The organism is Marinobacter shengliensis (assembly GCF_003007715.1).
In the GTDB taxonomy this organism is placed as follows: Bacteria; Pseudomonadota; Gammaproteobacteria; order Pseudomonadales; family Oleiphilaceae; genus Marinobacter; species Marinobacter shengliensis.
Genome location: NZ_PXNO01000027.1, coordinates 606,455 through 623,758, shown reverse-complemented (window position 1 = coordinate 623,758; position 17,304 = coordinate 606,455). Strand labels below are relative to the sequence as shown.

The window sequence follows — 17,304 nt, the reverse complement described above, 5'->3', positions numbered from 1 at the left end:
GACCTACCTCCGTGTGGTTCAGACCAATATCATTGGAGCAGAGCGAGGGACCGCTAACTGCATTATTAATTTATTTTGGGGGCGTGGCATCACGCTGGTCACGAACCTCTATCGCTCGAGGTTATATCGCCCTTTACATCTGACCAGTTATCTCTCGCAGCGCTTAAAAATTCACCGTCTGAATCACCACCCATAACAAACCACCCGAGCTCACCGGCATCTTTTACACCTCCTAATCCGCGAGACGAATGCACATATAGTTTTGGAGTACTGCGAGTAAGAAAAAAGCCTTCGCTCAAGAAAACCCTTTTCAATGCCGAATCGGACGTTACAGCCAACCAAAGCCTCGCACCGTCATAACGCAAAACTGCAGCTTTCATCATTGATTTAAGCATCGAAGGCCGGTCAGAACACCCAATATAGTCTACCAACCGAACCACACCCTCATGTTCACGTAGCACAAGCATACCCTGCAACTTTCCAGACTCATCTCTAGCAACAAGGAACTCGTACGATGCCAGTGGATGCTTTTGATAACGCCAGTTCAAGTAATCATAAGTACGGCAGACAATTTTTCGATAAGTTGGTGCAGCTTCTTGCCACAGAGCATTCACTTCACGGGCGTTAGGAAGTTCTGATTGGAATGTAAAATTTAATGAAAGGTCGAGTGGTATACGGAAAGCCAATTTCATCATCGACTGTAAGCACTGTATTGCGCGATCTTTGAACGAAGATGCGGTGATGATACGCCTGAATGACCAAACCTCTGCACTCTTTGACCAGCCCATTTTTTCAAGGACAATGGCCGCTGTGGGGCTCACACCAAAGGATAAGATAACAGGAGCACGCTTCAAAAGTTCTTGTTTGATCTCTTTTCCAAGACCTTTGCCTCTAACCCGAGCAGCAACATAGAAATCACAACTCCAGAGTCCCTCAACAACATCCTGTCCATATTTGATTGAAACTGGCATGACGCCATTGAATCCTGACACGCCCTGATCATCCAATTTCACAATCGGGGAAAAGCCGCAGGCTAAAGCTCCAGGATTAGTCTCATATTGCCAGTTCCAGATGTCATTCTTGAAAGGAGCATCAGGGAAAAACTCCAGGATTTGTGCGCGGTGCTCAGGCTTGTATTCACTCACGTATTATCGTTCCTGTCCTGAAAACGCGGAATCTCTCCATTGAATCATTGGTTTTCGATACCAGACAAGCATATAGGATTGAGGAATATACTCCCCTTTTTCGAATAGTTCGTTTCTCGTTTTTGACTTGGCAAGCGCGCTACCCGAATTGTCCGTTCCCAAATGGAAGCGCTCCGCTCCATACTTCAAAGGATCATTTGCCAGGTACGCAAGCCTGGGGCTGACCTTATCCAGTTGAGGGTCGTAAAACCAACTCGCGCCGCAGAATCCCTTGTGATCCGGATTTGCGCTTAACAGGTCAGCGACCAGCTTATAGGTCTTAAGCCAACCCTCTTGGTTAAACCGGCTAAGCAGGCTAGTGTGCGTATGATGCTGAAAGTAGTATTTGTTACCAATGGGCATTTGCAACAGATGACGCACAAACCGAATCCGCTGAGAAAAAGCTCCGAATTTCAGCGGGTGCCGCCATAAGGCACCATGAGTGTCCACAATCCCTGTATACACTGGCATCGATTTACCACGGAGTAACGAGAAATCCTTGTAGAAGGCATCGGCAAACGGATAGTAGTGTCCGTGCTCAGAGGAGATTACCTCCTCATGTATCCGCTCACGCTCCTGTCGCATCTCTTTAATGATTGAATCAGGCACCTTACAAAGCGGACGCCATTCGCTGTCGTCCAGAAAAACCAGTAGCAGGTAACGAGCTAACAGCTCAACGCTCTGTTTCCCAGATTCCGCTTCGACTTTACGGAAAAGCGGCTCCAGGTCTCCAAGCCAAAGATAGCTATGAGCGATCGGCAAGGATCGTGCGACAGTTAATGCCTCCTGCACTATCTCAGCATCGATTAGCTCATTTTGGAGCCCAGTTTTCTTCCCCAGTTTCTGCAACTCAAGAGTGACTAGTTCCATATCGAACGCACCTTACCTCGAATCTGTCTGGCAAATGCCAGAAAGCCCGAGATCTCTGCCAAGAACTCATTATCGCTGATCGTCTGTTTATCCAGATAGCGTCTCAGAGTCAGATAATCATCACCTTCTGACACAAAGCCCAGATTACAGGTAGTTGCTGACCGAATACTCATTTTATTGAGCCAAGGTAGCTGGGCCGGATCCCACTTACCGCTCGGATAACAGAAATGCTCAAGAGACTTACCGGCAATAGGCTCAAGAAACTCGCGATTTTCACTAATTTCACGGTTAGCCTGGTCCTTATCCACAGGGAAAACGTGACGATGTGTGTGAAGCTGGACGTCAACCCCCTTATCCGCAATCATCTGAAGTTGTTTCTGGCCCATCAGCCGAAACATCCCAGCTGTTACCATACCGCCGTAATTCAATTCCAACTTGGCACACAAAGCTTTCAGAATATTTTGGCGGCCATTCTCGTCACAGTTTGCTCTGCCGTAGTTAATTATTCTCTCGCACCACCTCTGCTTCTCCACAGAGTCTTCAAGATCAATATGATCAACCCCGGGTAGCCCGATAGCAGAAAGATCCCCCTTTAAACTCGATCTATCGGTTTTCCAAAACAGATACTGAACCATGACATTAAAAATAGGGGTCTGCTTCTCTGCGTAGTAAGAGGTCACGTAAATAGTCAGCGGATAACCAAATTCCTGACAACATTCGACCAGGGTCTCTGGTGAGTTCAAATAACCATCATCAGCTGTAATCACAATCGAATTAGCCGGCAGTGATCCTTCGGATAACCTGTTTAGTGCATCTCCGAGCCCCAGGACCCGATATCCATGATCCTTTAACAGTTTCAACCTTCCACGAAACCGATCCTCTGTCATAAATACGCCAGGCCACCACTCGTGTTCATCATCCAGCGAGATACCGTGGTAGCAAAGGATCATCAATTTGTGCCGAAAAAGCCGCCGCATCAGGTAAAAAGCACCAGCTCGTCTCAGCATCCCATAAATCCGATCTTTCACACCCTCATCCCCTTTGACACTCGCTAAGCCAAGCCTGGAACATCAAAATGCCCCAAAGCTCAAAACTATAATCTTCCCGGCCAGAAAGATGCTCCTTCCACATCCAGCGCACCATTCCCGTATGCCAATATGCTTGCTGAGCGAGCCGATGCTCGGCCAGTAGCTCCTCCGCCCACTCCCGGAGTGCGCCTCTCAACCAAGCCGCGACCGGTACTGCGAATCCCTGCTTGGGACGGTCAATAAGGTTCCGCGGTACATAACGGTATAGCACAGACCTGAGTACCTGCTTGCCAACACCGCCCTGAAGATTGAGGGAATCGGGTAGCCCCAGTGCGAACGACACGATTTCCGGAGCCAACATTGGAATACGGGTTTCCAGGCTGCATGCCATAGCCGCACGATCCACTTTGGTCAGGATGTCATCTGGCAGATACCAGTTAAGATCTCGCCACATCAGGGTTTTGAGCGTATTTTCCGGGATACCTTCAGCAAGAGTACTGTTCAATCCATAACCGTACTCGCCTGCCGCCTTCAGCGCGATGGCAGGATCTGGCCAAAGGGATACCGACCGGCGGTAAAATTCAGAAAGATCGGAAGCTCCGGCAATCGATCGAATTCTGCACAGCTGATACTGAATTGCCTCTACGCTTCGATGTCTCTGGGAATGCACCAGAGCGCGAACCAGCCGGGCAGACAGCCCCGATGGTAAACTGGCAGCAACACGCTTAAGACGACCAACAGCCGATGAACGGCTATTCCAGGCATTCAGCATGCCAGGGTAACGGGTATAGCCACAAAACAACTCGTCGCCGCCATCGCCGGATAGAGCGACCGTGACGTGCTTACGCGTCATCTGACTAACCAGAAATGTGGGAATCTGCGAGGAGTCCGCAAAGGGTTCATCGTAAATTACAGGGATGTTCGGAACCAAGTCTCTGGCTTCCTGCTCAGTCACATAAAGCTCGGTATGGTCCGTACCAAGATGCTTCGCGACTGCCCCTGCATGTTCTGCCTCATTAAAGCCTTCTTCACGAAAACCAATGCTGAAGGTACGTACTGGCTGACTGGCCATGCTCTGCATGATGCCAACCACGGTAGATGAATCGATGCCACCGGACAAAAAAGCACCGAGCGGTACATCAGATACCATCTGGTCACTGATTGACTGCTTCAGTAGCCTTTCGAGCTCATCGGCAGCACTTTCTAACGTGAACCCGGACCGCTCCTCAAAGCAGGTTTCCAGCTTCCAATAACGTTTGGTCTCCAGTAGCTGACCGGACTGAGGATGATCGAGCTCGAGGCACACATAAGAAGCTTGCGGTAGCTTGCATATACCCTGGTATATGGTGCGGGGGGCAGGAATCACATTGTGGCGCAGGAGCGCAGGCAGGACGGATGTATCAATTGCCCCCTGCCAATCGGGATGTTGGCGTAATGCCCGAAGCTCTGAACCAAAAAGCAGGCTTTCACCCTGCCAGCCATAGTACAGGGGCTTTTCCCCCATTCGGTCCCTTGCCAGATAAAGCTTACGGAACCGCTTGTCTACTAACGCAAAGGCGAACATCCCTGAAAGTCGCTGGAGGGCCGGTTCGACCCCCCAGGCCTCGAATGCTGCAAGCATAACTTCAGTATCTGAATGCCCTCGAAATATCGCACCTTTGGCTTCCAGCTCTTTGCGCAGCAGGCGAAAGTTATATATTTCACCATTGAATGCAATAACAAAACGGCCGGACTCCGACGCCATCGGCTGGGCGCCAAACTTCGAAAGATCAATAATCGACAGGCGACGGTGACTCAGGCCGACGGACAAACTGTGGTCAAGCCATATTCCCGCACCATCAGGTCCTCTATGCTCGATAGCACGCCCCATCTGCTCTAGAACATGTTCATCGTCAGAAAAAGGCTTTGTACTAACAAATCCGGCAAAACCACACATTCCTTATTTCCTTCCCGCCATACGAGCAATCCGGACATTCAGATATGCTCTCTCGTCCCTGTTTAATACCAGTAACCAAAATGCCATAAGCCACGAAATACTGCTCAGCAGAGCGCCAGCAACAATCTCCGAGTAGGAATCGTATGCCAGGAACTCACCCATACCCAATAGAATCAACGCCATTATCCCTGCCGGGGCAAAACCCGGCAGCACCGAAACACGAAGGTACTCCCTGACAGATAGTTCCAGGTGCTTGCATGTATAACTAAGATATAAAGGCACAAAGATGAGCCCCGGTACCACTGAGGCAAAAGCTACACCTTCCAGACCAAAAGGGTGCACCAGAACAAGGCTAAGACCAATATTCAATATCGCGGACAAAGGCGTAAGACGGGCAAAAATTCCATGCTTGTTAATCGCCGTAAGATAACGGCTGGCAAAAGGGTTTATGAATGGCAGAACGGTAAAGAAAACCAGAAACACGATAAGCCATTCCGCCTTCTCACCAAACTCGGGGCCCAGCCAAATCGAAATAAAAGGCACGCCTAACAACAGGGCCCCGGTACCCATGGCCAAAAGAATACTGACAACGTAACGGGATGAAACCAGAAAAACCTGCCGGATGGTGTCGTTCTCTGCCTTCGCGCTCAAGCCGCTAAATAGCGGCATAAAGGCGTGGGTTAGTGTCCACCCGAGATTTCGAATATGCTGAGTCAGGTTCGCCGGGATGCTGTAAAACGGCACCATGGCGGGCCCCATAATCAAGCCGATCACCAAAACATCTGTGGCGTTTTCGACACGGGTGGCGATACCTTGAATGAAAGATTTGAAACCGAAAACAATAAGCTCTTTTAGACGCACCCAGGAGTACGATCGCCAACAGGCCCTAATCGCACCGAATGCCGGGCGGGAAAGTAACCACATGAAGAGCAGGTATTTTATGGAAACCCCAATTGCATTAATGCCTGCTAAAAGCACCAGTCCGTTTTCAGGAGTGATGAACAGATAAAGAAGCGTGGAGCCTACTATAGAATTGATAATCGTGATGTTGTTTTTAAGATAGTACTTCTGGAAACCTTCCAGGTAGCTTTCTGCAACATACCCGGGAAACGAGATTAACAGGTGGGCGCCAATGATGATCAGAAACAGGGTGTATTTCTGGTAGGTCTCACCTTCCGGGGCGATTGCACCTGAAAACCAGACTCCCCAGCAAAAGAAGAATGCGAAAAGAAGCAGCCCGACCATCATCATGAACGCAATTGCGGACATGTACACAGACTGAAGCGCCCGTGAATCCTGCTCCGCGTGGTGTTTCGCGGCATACCGACTGATGGCAGGCCTCAGGCCTAGGTCCAATATCCCCATGTAGCCGATCACCGCGCCAATCATCTCCCACAAACCGTAGTCGTACTTTCCTAGGTTGTGAACGAAGACGGGGGTCATAATAAAGGTGATTATCAATTTAACGATCATCACCAAGACATTTGATCCGGTATTTACGAAAAGGGTTCGAATCATTTACAAACCGCCCGAGAGATTATGGTACAGACCCCGGAGGGTCCGTGCGGGCCTTTCAATTGCGAAACGTTGAACTGCTTCAGGTTGATACTTCCTGAACACGTCTTTGGTTGGGTTTTCTATTTCTTTTGTGATCAATTCGGCGAGCCCCCCGACATCTCCCGGAGAAAAAATTCGAGCGGGTGATCCCGAGACAACCTCACGAAGCCCTATGCAATCTGTCGAAATAAGCGGAACACCCGCCGCCAGGACTTCCATCCCCAGAAGACCACATGCCTCCCAGCGTGAGGGCATGACGACCATATCCATCGCCTTGAGCATTGCGGGCATATTATCGGTTCCATCCATTTGAATAAAGCTGTCGCCAAGCCCCAAGCCCTCCAGATACTCATAATCTTCCCTAATAAACCCTCCCAAACCGAAAGTGACTACCACCGGAAGCGGGCGATCTATCTCATTACACTCCTTTAATAGGGCAACTGCTTCGACAAGTGTTCGAAATCCCTTTTGACCCATAAATCGGCCAAAAAAACCAATAATCGGAATAGATGCTGAAATAGAGAGCTCCTCTCTTATATTCCAGGGAACACCCGCCTCAAAGTAATGCGTATCAACACCATGGAGGATAGGATAAAAGATTGACCTGGGAATACTTGGAAAAAACTCTTGAAAATTACGTGTTGCGTCTTGGGTTACTGTATGTATCGCATCAATTTTTCCGAAGACAGCGGCCATAATATGCTTTTTTATTCTAGATTTTATACTAGAAAATTGAGACGGCAGAAAAACATCGTGTGCTGTCATTAAATGTTTGGGACCGACAATAAAATTTGAGGCTAGCTCAGTTAGCAACCCCGCACCAAACCCATGCGAATGTATAAGGTCATAGTCACCAGATTTCATCTCATTTCTAACAGCTTTTATAAATTCAAGCGGGGCACACCCTGTGTGAATTACTTGCATTTTTCTCGGCGCTACCGTGGTGTTGAGGAAATCTTGAAGACTACCATCAGGATCCGGTGCAACAAGCACAAAATAGTCGTTATTGAACGCTGGCTGCTGATACACGTACCGGAAAAAAGTTTTTATTCCACCGCTTGGCTGCATCGCTGTCATTAATACTTTCATATATAAACCTAGAGTTAGCCGTTTAATTTCCCGGCTCGTCGCATAAACCTTTTTGCCAATGGGAACTTTAACTCTGTAGAAACCACGGGGTCATCAGCAACCGCATTATTTATCAAAATATTATGAAAAGCCAAAGCCAGCCCACCAAACAAATACCAATAATATTGAGACAACCCCCAATAATTTAAACTATAAACTGCATACATCCAAAAGACAGCAATCATCGATTTATTTAACATACGGTGGAAATTAAAAGCATCGCCATCTAAGCCTTCAATCTTTGATTTATTTAAAGATAGCTTTTGATATACCCTAAAAAGAAAGACTAAGAAAATAATCGTCCCAATGATACCAAGCTCAATTAATAGCTCAGCATATAGATTATGAGAAGCCTGTCGACGACCTAAGATGTGCGTTTTTGCCTCCGGAGTTGTACCTAGACCATGCCCCACAATTGGCCGCTCCAGACCTAGCGAAAACTCCCGAACAATTCCATCCAGTCGGCCGTCAACAGTGGTCGCATTAGAGGTCTCCGACTTACCAATTAGAGAGAGATATCGATCTTTTTGATCACCACTCATACTACTCCATCCAAGAAATGCAATAACGATCGAGACCAAAACCAGTCTAAATTTCTGTTTAGACTCTTTAAAAATAAAGAAAGCAATCACTAAAAGAGCAACAAACGCGCCTCTGGATTGAGTAAGGATCAAAGCATAAAGAATTGGAAACAACAACAACAAATATATAACTTTATATTTTAAACCTCTTGACCATAATAAATAGTGTATAAATGGTATTAAAGTAACAATAACGAATCCTAGTTCGTTTGGGTTAATAACATCTGAGGGAGCGCCAGCCAATCTTTGTGAAAACTCACCGTGCCCGATATACGTCTTGCTTCCCCAATATCCCTCAGTAAGGTTGAGAAATAAAGGTTCGAAAATACGAACAACCTGACATCCTAAAAATATAAAAAGAAAGATCTTGAGCCTGCGTTCATCATCAACCAACAACGCCGTAAAGAAAAAAAACACAACAGCCTTCACGAAATCAGAAAGATTATTTCTCAAAACGCTACCGGGCCACTCGACCAAAGGTAAAGAGATAATAATATAACCTATTAAAACTAATAAAACGGATGCTAATCGATCTTTACTCCAACCTGAAATCTTATCTCTCTGAACAAACAAAGAAATAGATATAATTAGCACGAGAAGCAAAGTAGGCCTAATAACACCGTATCCGGGTATTCGAGCAGAAAGATGCAGAAAAAAATCGATCAAAAAATATAAAAATATTACAAATGTAACACTGTTGATAGATCCTGAATTGCCTGCTTTTTTTTGATCACTCACGCCAATTACCGAGACTTTTGGACGGCTAATCATAATAGGTCTCAACTAAATGATTCCGAAGCTGCATTCCCAAAAGCTCAACACCCGAGATCGATTTTAGGAATTGAAACCGATCTGGAGAGCCGGTATGCCTTCGCATGGCATAACGCTGAGCATGACCCTGAGTATCAGCGAACGCTACGGTCGCACAGGAAAATCCAGCTTCTTTAATAAATTTCACTTGGCTGCCAACAAAGTCGTCAGCTGTGCCATTGGGATAGCAAAACGACCTGATAGAATCTCCCAGCTTCTGCCTCAGTTTCTCGGCGCAACCAAAGATTTCATTCCTTGCCTCTTCCATTGACACCCGAGCCAAAGAAGGATGCGTAATCGTGTGCCCCCCGACTTCCAATCCTTCCGCCTGCATTTCCTCCAATTGATTCCAAGATACAGCTCGATATCTTTTTGGCGGAATCTTTGGGAGATCAATTATCCATGCTGCTGCCATTTCATTCAGACATCGTATTTTTTCGGCGTTATCGGCCTGAAGCATCAAGTGATTAATTCTCCAGTACTCAGCTTCGAACTGTTCATCCGGGATGGGCGTATTGATTTGTGTAATGCTGAAGCTAAACTGGCCAGTGGAACATGGTGAATGTTCCAAGAGGTATCTAAGTTGATCGGGCCACAACCAGAGGTCTCCCGAAACGAATCCCGTCGTGACATAGAAGGTGGCCGGCACGCCATATTTCTTAAGAATCGGCCAGGCGATTTCGTAGAAATCTTCGTAACCATCATCGATTGTTATAGCAATTCGGTTCCTCGGTGTACATTGCTTAAGATACAAATCCTCAGCAAGCTCAGAAACAGTGACCGGCTTATAGTTTTTGGCTATGTATTGAACTTGCCATTCGAACATTGCAGCGTCCAAATGTCCGCGCTCCGCGTCTCGGGAAAAACGGTGATACATCAATATTCTGGGGTTCTTCGAAGTAATCAGCCTCGATAATTTATACCCCCCACAACTTCCGGCAAAACGGACAAGGCGAGAAAGATTCACTTTGCCTCCTGGGATGTAAACGACTCGGCATGGCTACCAATAAACGATTCATATAGGCGAACGTGAGCCTCAATCATGTTACTCAGATCATGCCTTTTACTGGCCAGACGATAACCCGCCTCACCCATTTCACCTGCTACATCCTCTTCGTTACGCAATAGTTTGCTGAGATATGAAGCGAGACAGGCTACCTCCCCGCAAGGGTAAACATACCCCGTTCGCGTATGAACGACGGCCTCAGCATTGCCACCTACATTAGATGCAACAACCGGCAAACGTGCCCGCATGTACTCTACAATGGCATTGGAATAGCCTTCGGACTCAGAACAAGACAATCCGACATCCATCGCCGGCAAGATCTCCTTTACATCCGATCGCGCCCCGAGGAAATGGACTCGTTCTTTTACGCCCAGCCGCAGAGCCAGCTCCCGGTATGACCGCTGTTCGCCGGCTCCAACAAGCACCAACTGAGCATCGGGCACAGCATCTGAAAGAATGCTCATCGCACTGATTGCATCACCTATTCTTTTGATCTCACGGAGGTTAGCAACCAATATCGCAAAGCGCCCTTCGGCCGGGAGCCCCAACCGATTCCTCAGAAGCTTTTTTTCCGGGTCTGACAACAGAAAACCTTGAGATTTACCTGTGGGGTAGCCATTGTAGATAATAGAGACTTCGTCGTGTTCGAAATGCTCTTTCTCTATAGTAACGCCTTTCACTGCTTCACTATTTGCAATTACATGGCTTACAAAATGCCGCGTCTTTCGAAGAAGCGTCAGGTATCCCGATGTGTACCAAAACCCCATGTCACGGCGTGAGATAAAAGTCGGGATACCAAGCATCGCCATAATTGGGGGCAGAAGAATTGACGAATCGTTAAAGAAAACGTGGCATAGGCGATAGCCTGCCGCTTTCTTGCATAACGCAAATCGCAATAGCGAAATCCATGTTAATGGGCTCAGTACTTTCGATCGCCCAAGAACAGTGAACGAACAGGGCAAACCTCCCTCGCTCACAAACTTTGAGTTCCTCAAAACCAGAACTTCTGGATCAAAACGATCTGGCGGTAAGTTTTCCAACAACTGCATGAGCTGCCCTTCCGTACCGGCGTAGGGGCTCTCAAAACAATCGATTACATAAAGAATCTTCTTTGGAATTCCACTTTCCATCAAAACAGCTTCCTGGAATTAGTTAATCGCTTCATGACCCCGAATTACGTCGAAGGACCTTTTGGGGTCTCCAATACCAGCCCGCAGTAGATGCGCGGCAGCATGAAAGATACGACCTTGTTTCCAACGAACTTGTGCCATCCGAAAATGCAGAAGCGCCAATCTCTTCCTGAGAACTGATCTTTTGTACGGATAGCGGGACTTGGCTCGGTCTAGAATCTCAAACCCCGCCTTCCAGCGTCGCTCAAGACCAGTTTTACTGATCGACTCTCCGTGCTTTCGATAGAAGAATACTGTTCCTTTAAGAAAAGTGTAGGGTGCTATCTCGGCAATGCGTAAAACCATATCGTGGTCTTGCCCCGCTCGAAATCGCTCTTCAAAGAAACCAGCTTGCTGAAAGACCTTCGACCTCACCATGGCACCACCAGGTAATGCCATGTAACAATCCAAGAGAAGATCGTTGGGATCGCCAGTTTCCTCGTGACTATCGGGGGGAAGCGGAAAAAGATGTTGCCCATTCTCTGACACGGCCATTGCTTGGCCGTACACCATCCCAACCTCGGGGTGCGCTTCGAGATAAGCTACCTGATCACGAATCTTGTCTTCGTGAAGATAGTCGTCACTGTCCAAAATGACGATGTATTCACCTTTCGCAGCCTTCAACCCCAAATTCAACGCAGATGACTGCCCCTTATTCTCGCGATTGGTGTGCGACAGCAACTCAAGCTTTTTGCCGGCCTCATACTTTTGCAGAATTTCGAATGTTCCATCGCTGGATCCATCATCAATAACGATGAATTCGATGCGGGGATACGACTGGCCAAGCACAGACTCCACTGCTTCAGTGATATACTCCGCCCGATTAAAAGCCGGAGTGATTACGGTTACCAAAGGGTTCAAAGATTCACCTGCTAACAGTTAAACGACTACAAACCACCTAACGGCAATATTTCGATCATAATGATTTTTTGGAATCAACATCGTCTTTATAGGTGCTTTTCCACTATCAAACTGACTTATCCGTGGTGACCATGAGTAATTGGTTAGCCCTGAAGACCTAACCGGTGATACCTTTTTGAAACATCAATTTACACAAAATTACAGAGAATAACCACACGTTCGCAGCCCCATTGATCAATTAATCACCAGGCTCTCAATGATCCAGTTCTACGGCGCTGGGCAGGAGAAATCGTGAACAGACGCCATGTATTTTTCACAAAATCAGCTAACATTACTGAAGAGCCACGTGCTAAATGAACACTGTTGAAACGCTTAAGCCTACGGGTGGCATGATGAAGCACACAAACACCATCTCGATAGCAATGCCTTTTGTCATGGCTGCAGCGATTACATATGGACATGGCGCTATTGCTGAACCGCAAATTAACCAAGCAGACCTCTCCAGCAGCTCGATCACGATCTATGGCACCGGATTTGGCAAAAAGGATCAACCCGCTCCTGTACTGTGGGCATTTGGTCAGGACATCCGAGAAAACGGCATTCAGGTTGCTAAGGAAAGAGAGATCAGTTTTGGTAGCCCAGTGCCGGTGGGGAAAGATCCGAGCTCTAGTATTTGGTCCAGCGGAACGGGCGCAACTTTCAGTGCAATCACCAGGACTTCTGACATAACACATACATACCGAGCCAACAACGAAGGTTGGCTAGGCTGGCCTCACGCATTTGGTGGAGGTAACACTCCGTACTCGGACAAAGCCTACATATCCTGGCGAATTAAACCAGCCGGCGACATCAACAGTTACAGAACCGTCCGAATATCAGAAGTTGGCGGCGTGTTTGACTCCGGAAAGGACCCATTCTCTCCCGGGGAGCCAATTCAGATCGTAACCCCTAGTGGGGGTGAAATCAGCGGTAGGATTGTACACTTTGATGCGGCCAACTCCCTGGTACACCTCGAAGCAGGGGGACTCCGGTTAACCGATAGTGTTGGAGCTAAGATTATCGGATTGAACAGCAGAGCCTCTGGTGTACTGAGAGGGGATGAATACTTCAGGTCATCGATATCGGGCAAATTCCTAAGATCTTACGAAACAGTCAACCAAGGTGGAACACGATCTATTTTTGTGACGAACAGATGGTTCGCAGTCCAATTCGATAGCAATGGCGATGAATTGCGCCGGGGCTTCGAATCGGAGACTGATACCGGATATGGCGTACCGGACCTATCCAAGACCACGAACTGGAAGCTACTTGAAGCTTTCATAGATCTATCTGGAGAGTATGGCTCAGGCTACATCTCAATGGATAGCAAAGATCAAAAGTGGTTTAAAAATCTCTATATTGGAGAATCGAAGCCCAAAGACGCAGGCCCAACCATATCTAATATAGGCTGGGAGCCCGCGGGTGGCACTGAATCTGTGAATGTGGGTTTGAATTTTGGAGAAATCTATTTCGATACCACACCACAAAGAGTGGTTTTGAGCGACCAAGGCCTATTCTCTATGGTCAAGGGCAATCAAGAGTTCCAATACATCACTGAATGGGCTGATCAAAAGATTGTGGTAGACCTGATGTATGGGGAACTCAATCAAAACGGACCTCTTTTCATCTATGTCTTTGATGAAAACAATAATGTGAACGAAACTGGATTTTGTGTCGCTAATTGCGACGCGGACATGAGCCCCCCAAGCAAAATAGATCTTGGTATCAATTAATTAATGCCAACATGGGTTCGGACCAAGTTGCTCCGGACCCACTCTATCTCCCGCGAAAAATACTATGCATGAATCCACCTCCTCTTCCCAAATAATAAACAAACGATAGAACTAACGAGAAGAAAAGAGATTCCATCGGAACGTCCTTTAGACCTTGCGACCTAATCTGATTTATAAAGAAAGCTAGGGGGCAGAAAATAACGAATACGGAGCCCCAAAGTGCAACAGGGAAACCGGTAAACAAAAAAATTAAAAATGATGCCATAGACAACAAAAATAGAATTACAGTCAAAAAAACCTTATCCTTCAATCCATAATTAGATTTCAAATAACTAGATGCATGCCAAAACTGTCTTTTGAAGAAACCTTTTAGTGTTTCTGGGTATCCAAGATGAACCACATAGCATTCCGCTAAAAACCATAGTTCCAAGCCTTTATCGGTGATATCCACTGACAATTTGGTATCTTCGCCAGCGTTAATTTTCTCATTAAAGCCTCCTAACTGTTCAAATAAGGCTCTATTCAAGATAAAGCTACCTCCTGCAAGAGCCTTAACTCTTCGAGTCTCTTTGGCTGAACTGAGCTTCCATCCTCGCTCAACCCACGATGGCCTATCTCGGAGAAGATATCCGCCGCCTACACCTCCAACCTTTTCATTACCAAGGAACGCTACTGCTTTTGACAACCATTTTTCGCTCGCCACGCAGTCACCGTCAATAAATGCTAAAACCTCACCTTTAGCCTGATTAACACCAAAATTTCGCACACCACCAACCTTTACATCTTCTTTGATGAAGACTTTCTCAGTGAACTTCTTTGCGATACTTACGCTATCATCAGTTGAACCATTATCAACAACAATCACCTCATAGCGATTTTTTGGATAATCTTGGCACACCAAAGAATTAAGGCATTCACCGAGGTTCTTTGACTCATTAAAAACGGGAACAATAATCGAAACGTAAGGAAAAAGAACATCATCTTTCATAGTTTAGAACCAATTAGTATTAATACTTCCAGAACGAATCATAAATTTTGGATAAAATAGGTATGCTTACCTTCACCCATCCCACCTTCATAAATTTCCACTCTGATCTTAAAATGCTCTCTTAACAACAATCTAGATTGCAAGTCAGATTTCAGAAATGTCTCTAGGCCTTCTCGACCGAGACTTGGAGTTTTCGATACGTATACTCCAAATTCACCATAGTCGGTCTGGCTAATAGTAAACTTAAAGCAGTCTCCAGTTTGATCCATGTACGCATTGAGTGCTCGACCAAAAACGACAGCGTGAAATTTTTGATCCGGATTAATATAAGCAAACTGCTGGATCGTTCGGCCGCGGAGTTCATCAATCGTCCAAGGGCTTCCCAACTCGCCACAACCACTGTTGATGATCCCAATCGAGTCTCCCAACTGATAACGTATAAGGTTTTGGGACACCCGAACTACATCTGTAACCAGCGCAGCGCCTTCTTCCACCTCAACCCAGAGCCAGGGATTGACCAAGTGCAGGTGCCCGCTCGTGCATTCAAAGGCAATAACGTCAAACTCGGTGGACCCATATTCCTCAAGAACCGGAGCTCCAAACACCTCTGCGATAAACTTCTTCTGCGCGGGCAGGATCGACTCCGCCGTGCAGATCACGGCTTTTACGCCCCTTGGCTTAAGTCCCTTCTTTTGCGCAATCTGCGCAGCCTCAAGGATGAGCGACGTATATCCATAAAGATACTCAGGGCTCCACTTGACCAATTTTTCAACCGTTTCTTCAGCACCGTTCTCCGCCGGGTAGAACACCTTACGGTTCAACAAAAAATCGCGGATCTTTGCCGTTAGGGAATTGGCTGCCCTACCCCATACTCGCGCTTCTCTCTGACCCAGTTTCAAACCGTGCTTGTTATAGCAATACGCCCGGACGGCAAGCATCTGCGCCAGCTCAGTTCTGGACAGAGAAATATGTGTTGGCTCTCCGGTCGTGCCCGCCGTGTGCCGGGAAAAACCTGATTTCTCAGTACTGCTGGCAGAGGACATTGCTCTTAGATCAGCCTTGCTCATTGGCGGTCTATCCGGCAATTCTGATAAAGAATGCACTGCCACACCCTGTGCATCTTTAGGCTGATTCTTGTTCAGTATACGAGACAGCCGCTGCAGCCTTTCGTTTGGCTCTAATCCCCAAAGGTCCTCTACTTCAGTCTGAAACCTGGCAACATGAAGCCGCAGAATCAGGTAGGTTAAGCGCGCCAATACATACCGAAAAAAGAACAAAGTCTTCAAGATGCCACCACCCCGTTATATACGCGCAGATACTGTTCGGCCATTGATCTTGCAGACAACTCCCCGGAGACTTTATGAAAAGCTCGTTCGGCTTTACGATGAGCGACCTCCGTTTCGTTAAGCATGAAATCTATGGCATCAGCTAACTCTGAAGCAGGATCCTTTACCAGAACGCCGCTATAACCTTCATCCAGAACAAACGGGATCTCGCCAACGTCGGTAGATACAACGGGCAGGCGGACAGCCATCGCCTCGAGCAAGGTGATCGGCAAGCCCTCAGTAGACGAGGAAATGACCAAAGCAGACGAGCGCGCCATCAAAGCAGGCACATTGTCGCAATACCCGGGCAAGCAGACATCGCTACCAAGACCGAGAGCTGCAACCTGGTCCTCCAAATCCTTACGTAGCATTCCATCGCCAACAATCAGCAATCCAGCTTTAGGGGCAGACTTCTTGACCTCACGGAAACTATCAATAAGATGACTGAATCCCTTTTCCTTGGATAGACGACCAACCCCCAGAATCACCGGCTCATGGGTGCTAAAAAACTTTTCCAACGCCTCTGGCAAGGGTTCAGATGCCTTGCGCTGAGTGTCGTCTACCGCCAGTCCGTTTCTTATTGTCGTGAGGCGACGGGGACGAATCAGGCCCGTTGATAGTTCCTTGTTCATCACCGCGCCAACCATGATCACTCCATCCAACCGACTGATCGCTAGTCGATCAAGCAATTCATATACCCACATCCTGGAAAGGCGAGGCGCGTGTACGTACCCGTGCAAGGTACTCACAACGGGAACCTTTCGACTAAACCGACTAAAGAGAGACATCAAAATATTAAACTTGTACCCATGGGAATGGATGATATCTGCGCCCCATTCATCAGCCCACTCACAAATCCTGCGAGTTTCGGACCTATTCAAACCAGGTTTCATTCGCCAAACTGTTATTGGAAGCCCCAAGCGGTCTGCCTCTTTTTCGATGCCCTTGGACTCTATGCCCGGCTCACCCGCACTTAGAATCATGGGATCAAGGCCTTGCGACTGCTGCGCCTCAACCAACGTCAGCAGCATCCGCTCAGCACCATAGAGCCCGCCGCTGTCGATGAGGTGTAAAACCTTTAAACTCACC

14 protein-coding genes are annotated in these 17,304 nt (G+C 47.3%); 1 reads left to right on the top strand and 13 read right to left on the bottom strand.

Annotated elements, in window-relative coordinates:
• Positions 1–98: 98 nt before the first annotated feature.
• The 10 genes from C7H10_RS16010 to C7H10_RS15965 are packed head-to-tail and all read right to left on the bottom strand — an operon-like array spanning position 99 to position 12,130.
• Positions 99–1,145 (bottom strand): GNAT family N-acetyltransferase, encoded by a 1,047-nt coding sequence (locus tag C7H10_RS16010; RefSeq protein WP_106695641.1) that lies wholly within the window; start codon positions 1,143–1,145, stop codon positions 99–101.
• Between the two features lie 3 nt (positions 1,146–1,148).
• The gene (locus C7H10_RS16005) at positions 1,149–2,054 is read right to left on the bottom strand and encodes a hypothetical protein (RefSeq protein WP_106695640.1); all 906 of its coding nucleotides are present in this window, start codon (positions 2,052–2,054) and stop codon (positions 1,149–1,151) included.
• Positions 2,045–3,082 (bottom strand): polysaccharide deacetylase family protein, encoded by a 1,038-nt coding sequence (locus C7H10_RS16000; protein ID WP_106695639.1) that lies wholly within the window; start codon positions 3,080–3,082, stop codon positions 2,045–2,047. Before C7H10_RS16000 ends, C7H10_RS16005 begins: the two co-directional genes overlap by 10 nt.
• A gap of 4 nt (positions 3,083–3,086) precedes the next feature.
• Complete coding sequence (asnB, locus tag C7H10_RS15995; RefSeq protein ID WP_106695638.1) at positions 3,087–5,018, bottom strand: asparagine synthase (glutamine-hydrolyzing); 1,932 nt, start codon at positions 5,016–5,018, stop codon at positions 3,087–3,089.
• A 3-nt stretch (positions 5,019–5,021) separates the two neighbouring features.
• On the bottom strand, positions 5,022–6,536 hold the full coding sequence (locus tag C7H10_RS15990; protein WP_106695637.1) for an oligosaccharide flippase family protein: 1,515 nt from the start codon (positions 6,534–6,536) through the stop codon (positions 5,022–5,024).
• On the bottom strand, positions 6,537–7,664 hold the full coding sequence (locus tag C7H10_RS15985; RefSeq protein ID WP_106695636.1) for a glycosyltransferase family 4 protein: 1,128 nt from the start codon (positions 7,662–7,664) through the stop codon (positions 6,537–6,539).
• Positions 7,665–7,678: 14 nt separating this feature from the next.
• Positions 7,679–9,055, bottom strand: coding sequence for an O-antigen ligase family protein (locus tag C7H10_RS15980; protein WP_106695635.1), 1,377 nt, complete (start codon positions 9,053–9,055; stop codon positions 7,679–7,681).
• Positions 9,048–10,061, bottom strand: a complete 1,014-nt coding sequence (locus tag C7H10_RS15975) for a polysaccharide deacetylase family protein (protein ID WP_106695634.1) — start codon at positions 10,059–10,061, stop codon at positions 9,048–9,050. The genes C7H10_RS15980 and C7H10_RS15975 overlap by 8 nt, the downstream gene beginning before the upstream one ends.
• Positions 10,058–11,230 (bottom strand): glycosyltransferase, encoded by a 1,173-nt coding sequence (locus C7H10_RS15970; protein ID WP_244178310.1) that lies wholly within the window; start codon positions 11,228–11,230, stop codon positions 10,058–10,060. The genes C7H10_RS15975 and C7H10_RS15970 overlap by 4 nt, the downstream gene beginning before the upstream one ends.
• An 18-nt stretch (positions 11,231–11,248) precedes the next feature.
• Positions 11,249–12,130 (bottom strand): glycosyltransferase, encoded by an 882-nt coding sequence (locus C7H10_RS15965; protein ID WP_106695632.1) that lies wholly within the window; start codon positions 12,128–12,130, stop codon positions 11,249–11,251.
• 353 nt (positions 12,131–12,483) lie between these two features.
• On the opposite strand from C7H10_RS15965, the gene C7H10_RS15960 reads away from it, so the two are divergent.
• The gene (locus tag C7H10_RS15960; protein ID WP_106695631.1) at positions 12,484–13,902 is read left to right on the top strand and encodes a hypothetical protein; all 1,419 of its coding nucleotides are present in this window, start codon (positions 12,484–12,486) and stop codon (positions 13,900–13,902) included.
• A 43-nt stretch (positions 13,903–13,945) separates the two neighbouring features.
• Here the strand turns inward: C7H10_RS15960 and C7H10_RS15955 are convergent, their stop codons facing one another.
• From C7H10_RS15955 to C7H10_RS15945, 3 genes are read right to left on the bottom strand one after another with little or no spacing between them, the layout of a single operon-like run.
• Positions 13,946–14,890 (bottom strand): glycosyltransferase family 2 protein, encoded by a 945-nt coding sequence (locus C7H10_RS15955; RefSeq protein ID WP_106695630.1) that lies wholly within the window; start codon positions 14,888–14,890, stop codon positions 13,946–13,948.
• 38 nt (positions 14,891–14,928) lie between these two features.
• The gene (locus tag C7H10_RS15950; protein ID WP_106695629.1) at positions 14,929–16,176 is read right to left on the bottom strand and encodes a CoF synthetase; all 1,248 of its coding nucleotides are present in this window, start codon (positions 16,174–16,176) and stop codon (positions 14,929–14,931) included.
• Positions 16,173–17,303: a glycosyltransferase gene (locus C7H10_RS15945; protein ID WP_244178309.1), complete on the bottom strand. Its 1,131-nt coding sequence runs from the start codon at positions 17,301–17,303 to the stop codon at positions 16,173–16,175. Before C7H10_RS15945 ends, C7H10_RS15950 begins: the two co-directional genes overlap by 4 nt.
• Between the last annotated feature and the right edge of the window lies 1 nt (position 17,304).